Below are 1,078 nucleotides of genomic sequence, written 5' to 3' on the forward strand. Positions count from 1 at the left end.
TAGTGATAGCCGAAAAATTTGTAATGTTAGAGTGTGAGTACGAACTATGCCTGGACCGTCGAAAGATCACCTCGAACATCTGAGTGAAGAGGAACTTGATGAGGCGATCGATCAAGCTCAATCTGACGAAGAACCCTATCTCGTCCGGCGGTTGTGCCTGATCAAAAATATCTATCTCGGTGACACGCTCACGGAAGCGGCGACGCGTGTCGGCGTCACGACGCCGACCGCGAGCCGCTGGGTCGATCGCTGGAATGACGACGCTGTGGACGGTCTTCGACCAGATTCTGGTGGTGGACGTCCTCCAAAACTTGACGAGCACCAACGCGAGTGGCTTCGAGAGGTGCTCAAACGGCACCAGCCGCTCACCACCCACCAAGTTCAGAAGCTCATCGAAGATGGGTTCGATGTCTCATACTCTCAGCGACATACATCGAGACTTCTCAACAAGCTTGGACTAAATTACGCGATCCCACGACCAGAATCACCGGATCGGCCTGACGACGCAGAAGAACAACTCGAAGAGCGGCTCGAGGCCGCTCTCGACGATCTTGACGACGACGCAGTAACTGATGGGGGTGTCGTCGTCGGGTTTCTCGATGAAGCCTGGCCTCGTCCAACAGACAACAGCCGGCGGCTGTGGAGCTTCGGCCGACCAACCTTGAGAAAAGAGACGCCGACAGAGAACTTTGACGATGTAGTCTTCGGATTTTACGCGCTGAACGGAACCAGTGTTGTCTCGTGTAAAGACGATCTGAGCAAGGAATCTGTGGGCGATTTTTTCCCTCAAGATACGTGAGAAGAACTCAGATCAGCCGATCATACTCGTCTGCGACAACTTTTCATCTCACTTTGCCGAGTATGTCGATAAAATAGTAACTGAACAGGATCTACACAGAGTAGCACTTCCGCGGTATTCGCCAGATCTCAACCCGATCGAACAGATCTGGAAAAGCGTAAAACGCGATCTCTCACCGCTTGACGCGTCAGATCTTGAAACGTATCGAGAACTGATCTGTTCGATCTTTCACGACTACGCCGATCGGATAAGCTTCGCAAAGTCATGGATAGATCGCTT

Annotated in this window: 2 protein-coding genes; both read left to right on the plus strand. The window is 52.1% G+C overall.

Features of this window, described 5'->3' with window-relative positions; all coding sequences use genetic code 11:
• The first annotated feature begins 46 nt into the window (after positions 1-46).
• A complete protein-coding gene (locus EAO78_RS17590; protein WP_122107033.1) occupies positions 47-799 on the plus strand; it encodes an IS630 family transposase in 753 nt (250 codons plus the stop codon).
• A gap of 22 nt (positions 800-821) precedes the next feature.
• The coding region (locus EAO78_RS18770; protein ID WP_394337605.1) for a transposase at positions 822-1,078 on the plus strand (257 nt) is incomplete at its 3' end.

This window comes from Halobellus captivus (assembly GCF_003697845.1).
Taxonomy (GTDB): Archaea; Halobacteriota; Halobacteria; order Halobacteriales; family Haloferacaceae; genus Halorubrum; species Halorubrum glutamatedens.

Excerpts from the sequence above, each read along its gene's own strand:
- EAO78_RS17590 (WP_122107033.1), top strand. The coding sequence starts at position 47 with ATGCCTGGACCGTCGAAAGATCACCTCGAACATCTGAGTGAAGAGGAA.